This window comes from Microcoleus sp. T2B6 (assembly GCF_036700475.1).
In the GTDB taxonomy this organism is placed as follows: domain Bacteria; phylum Cyanobacteriota; class Cyanobacteriia; order Cyanobacteriales; family Microcoleaceae; genus Microcoleus.
In genome coordinates this window covers 2,564-6,754 of sequence record NZ_JAUBOZ010000048.1, presented here as the reverse complement: position 1 = coordinate 6,754, position 4,191 = coordinate 2,564, and the positions used below count along the sequence as shown (strand labels likewise).

The following is a 4,191-nucleotide window of genomic DNA, read 5'->3' as shown; positions in this document are numbered from 1 at the left end:
CAGCTAAAAGCGAGATTTCTTGGGTCGGATTGTGTAAGTCCCGTTTATGCTATTTGATGCTAGCACGCGGTTGGTTCTGTCCCATCATTAACTTTAATGCCGACTGTTTTAAGTCTGTAAGGTCGCGGATGGTAATTGAGCAACCGTCTCCCAATTTAACAGCAGTGAAATAATAGCATTTGCCCAGGTAATCACTTTCTAGATGAACCTCTCCTTCAAGCGATTCTCCCGTCTCAACAACTTCTACTAATAAATCAAACAATCCTGGACTCAATTGATTAAGCAGTTTTCTCAGCACGGGTTCCACCGCGAGTTCTGTTCGTTTTTTCCCTAAGAGTCTGGCAAAGACAGGGTTAACTACCAAGCAGCGAAAATCTTCAATTTCTCCAGCGATATCCCCCCTCACCGCATCCACCGCAGCTATTCCATCCAGAGATGAGTTTAGCAAATTTGCCAGCAGGGCGCGAGATTGGTAGGCAATTTCTGCAGTTTGCTGGTGTCGCTCGATTGCTTCTTTAAGCTGGCGTTTTTGGTGCTGGATAGTTACCTGAGTATCGAGGCGCACTAGCACTTCTTCCGGCTCAAAAGGTTTAGAAATGTAGTCAACTCCCCCTACCTTAAAAGCTTTAACTTTATCAAATACTTGGTCAAGTGCGCTTAAGAAAATAATGGGAATTTCTGAGGTGTTTTCATCGGATTTGAGGGTTTGGCAGACTTGATAGCCATCCATGTCTGGCATTTTAATATCCAGCAATATAGCATCGGGGGGATGATTGCGAACAGTCCTCAAGGCCATCGTACCATTGGTGACGCACCGAACTTTATACCCATTTGTAGTCAGAATTTCGGTAAGAAAATGCAGATTCTCTGGGATGTCATCAACAATTAAAATGTTACCTTTCGGAGTTTCTAATTGATTGATTTCTATTGTTTCAGCCGCAGCCATCGCCATAAGTTCGCCTGCGTTTTTGGCATCGGCGATATCAGTTTTGGTGCTTTGCTTCTCTAGCAGAGAGCGAAAGTTATTCTTAGTAACTTTCTGCCCCATTACGTCTGAAATGCGGTGCCACAGGATGGAAGATAAATCTTTGATATGTCCTACACTGAGGTACAAGCTGTCAGCAACAGCACTATAAGTTGCGTTTTTCCAAGCAGCTTTTAAAATTTCCTGCTCGAGAAAACTTAACGGTTTACTGGTTTTTGACTCTAAGGCTGATTCGAGAAATTCTAGAGCTTGTTCAAAAGTCATGTACAAATCAATCTCATCGGGTAAGGTTTTTTCAATTGGGCACCCTAACTTTGAGTTATACACCGTACTAAGTCGGTGGAGAAATTCCTAATAGTTATTATGACAGACTTATTGACACTTACGCTCCGGGACGATCGCCCCCGATCGTGATTCCACCTTGTCGAAACCCGAAAAAGGCGATCGCGCCCGCCTAATTATGTGTGAGGGCGATCGGCTTAAACCCTTTAATTGCAAGGCTTTTAAGTTGCTTGTCAGCCCGTCAGCTATTTGAGTTTGTTCGCTTAAATTTTTGCCCACCTCTTTCTTCACCAGCCTTGGAGGCACTCCCACCAAAGAAACCGGGTTTTTTACCTTGGGTGCGGGCTGCAACCTGTGTATTTTCCTAAAAAAACACAGGTGATGGGCCCCCATGCGTAAGCCCTATTCACATAACGCTCCAAATGATCCGACTTTTCCGACTTTACGATCCGACTTTTCCGACTTGCTTTATGCCGATCGCGCAAACATACTATTGAATAGGATCTACCAAAAGACAGAGAACAGTACCAGTCATGCTGTCGATCTGCTCTATCTAAAGATAGATAGTAAAACCAGGGCGTCCGACTTTTCCGACTTTACGATCCGACTTTTCCGACTGACAGGGGCGGGGGAGGGGAGCCAGGATACAGACATGGAAAGGATGCAGCCTCAAAAAAAGAGCAACTGAATCCAATCTTTATCCGCATAAATACTCAGACCACACTGAGCTAGATGTTTGCGGGATTGGGGTGCAACGAAAAAAGGAACAGAGGAAGGTTCCTTCACATTTATCTTTCACCACTTTTAAAATCATGTCAAATTCTCAATCCGTTATTGCAACAGACATTCGGTATTGTCCTGAAGATATAGAGAAAGCATTTTGGCAGCTATGGCAGCAGAACCGAGATTATCTTTACCGTTGCTGTCTCAGGTGGATGGAGGGGAATGCTACTGATGCTGAAGAGGTGCTCAGTCGCGCCATGCTCAAAGCTTGGGATAAATTGCCAGACTATGCCGAAAAAATCACCAACCTCCGAGCTTGGATCACTCGCTTAACCCATAATCTAGCTATAGATATACACCGAGAACGTCGCCGGAAAGCAATGCAAATGGAGGATATTGAAGAAGTAGCTGCTACAGGAAGCTCAGCAGTTATTTCTTGTTTGAACTCTCCTGAAGAGGCACTTCTACATCATGAGTTGGGACAGTACATTCGCCGCGCTATTGATACTCTTCCTTCTCGATTACGCAATCCGTTTATCCTGCGTTACTGCCACCAGATTGCCTATCAAGATATTGCCCAACAACTTGCTCTGTCGCTCAATAACGTTTATAAGCGCATCCAACAGGCACGAGATATTCTGCAAAAGCGTTTGAGCAGGTATTTGTCAGGGTTGGATGATGCTTTGTTAGATTCCTCCGAGTCCTCTAAAAAGGGGGACGTTGCCTCGATCGCGGATGATTTTGCTGTAGGGGTAGTGCCCCCGTGCCTACCCCGTCAAGATTCTGGGGCGATCGCGGATGATTTTGCTGTAGGGGTAGTGCCCCCGTGCCTACCCCGTCAAGATTCTGGGGCGATCGCGGTTGGGACAGCCACGGTTGGGACAGCCACGGTTGGGACAGCCACGGTTGGGACAGCCTCGGCTGGGGCAACCACGGGGGGATTGCCCCTACAATTCGATGAAACGATCGCATCCGACTCGATCGCCCCCATCCCTCAAAACATTGGCGAGACAATTAATTATCAAGTAACAGCAATATGTCTAGAAACATTACACTCCGGGTGGTATCCCTCACTCAGTCCTCTGGGGTGGAGTTGAATGCTTACCTAGTTCTCGACGAAAAGCCAGCCCGAATTGACCAGAAGCTGAAAACCTTAAGTGAGTATGTGCAGCAGTATCCTTCTGGATGGAAGAAACGGTTGGAATTGGCGAATCTGCTGTATGCAATGGGTCGTATTGAGCAGGCGGTTGAGGAGTATCGCCAAGTGATCGATCGGCAGCAACCATTGATTGGCGTGCGGTTGCAATTGGGGAAACTCTTGCAGCTTATGGGACAAAAGGCTGAGGCAGTAGCGGTTTATGAAAGTGCCTTGGCCAATGCACGCAATGAGGCGACTCGACAGCATATCAGCGGATCGATCGCACTCTGTAGAGGTGACACTCAGGCAGCGATACTCGCTTTTGAGTCGGCGGCTTCCCTAGAACCAGATAATGCGGCTCACTGGCTGGCGTTGGGGCAGGTGCAAAGGGGGAGAGGGGATGCGGTTGCAGCTTTGCGAGCCTTTGATACGGTTTTGTCCCTTCAGCCAGATGATGTTGTAGCGCTGATTGACAGCTACGACGCGAGTCAGGCGGTGGGGAATGTGCGCCAAGCGCAGCGGCGGTTGAGCAAAGTGCTAGAGGTGGCTCCGGGTGATTTCCGAGCGCTCAAACGACTGGCGGATACTCGTTGCCGGATGAGATTGGTATCGGGTGAGGAGGGGAAGCAGACTAAACAGATAATTAGTTCTTTGCTGCAACTGGCTCCTGATACGGCGGATGCCCGCGAGTTGCTGGCCTATTATCACCTATTTCGAGGGGAGTCGGCTAACGGGGTTGGGGTGTTGGAACGGTTTACTGAGGAACACCCGAATCATCCTAGGGGTTGGTATTCCTATGGGCGGTGCTTGTTCCATACGGGGGAATATCAGAAAGCCGCTGAGGCGATGCTGAAGGCTTATCGTCTGTATCCCCAGGATTGTGAAATTTATCGGGCGTTGTGTGAGATTTTGCCTTTAACCTCTCCGTCTACCGCTCACCAAAAACGTGAATTTTGTAGGGGTAGTGCCCCCGTGCCTACCCCCAAGGGTAGTGCCCCCGTGCCTACCCCCAAGGGTAGTGCCCCCGTGCCTACCCCCAAGGGTAGTGCCCCCGTGCCTACCC

4 protein-coding genes are annotated in these 4,191 nt (G+C 48.4%); 2 read left to right on the top strand and 2 right to left on the bottom strand.

Annotation, left to right across the window (positions count from 1 at the left end; genetic code table 11):
• Positions 1–49: 49 nt before the first annotated feature.
• Positions 50–1,249, bottom strand: coding sequence for a response regulator (locus QUA00_RS20400; protein ID WP_333143254.1), 1,200 nt, complete (start codon positions 1,247–1,249; stop codon positions 50–52).
• 108 nt (positions 1,250–1,357) lie between these two features.
• Positions 1,358–1,618, bottom strand: a complete 261-nt coding sequence (locus tag QUA00_RS20395) for a hypothetical protein (RefSeq protein ID WP_333305098.1) — start codon at positions 1,616–1,618, stop codon at positions 1,358–1,360.
• Positions 1,619–2,079: 461 nt separating this feature from the next.
• On the opposite strand from QUA00_RS20395, the gene QUA00_RS20390 reads away from it, so the two are divergent.
• Both QUA00_RS20390 and QUA00_RS20385 read left to right on the top strand, forming a co-directional pair.
• Complete coding sequence (locus tag QUA00_RS20390; protein WP_333410945.1) at positions 2,080–3,087, top strand: sigma-70 family RNA polymerase sigma factor; 1,008 nt, start codon at positions 2,080–2,082, stop codon at positions 3,085–3,087.
• A partial coding sequence (locus tag QUA00_RS20385; RefSeq protein ID WP_333410944.1) for a tetratricopeptide repeat protein occupies positions 3,027–4,191 on the top strand: 1,165 nt, incomplete at its 3' end. The genes QUA00_RS20390 and QUA00_RS20385, both read left to right, overlap by 61 nt.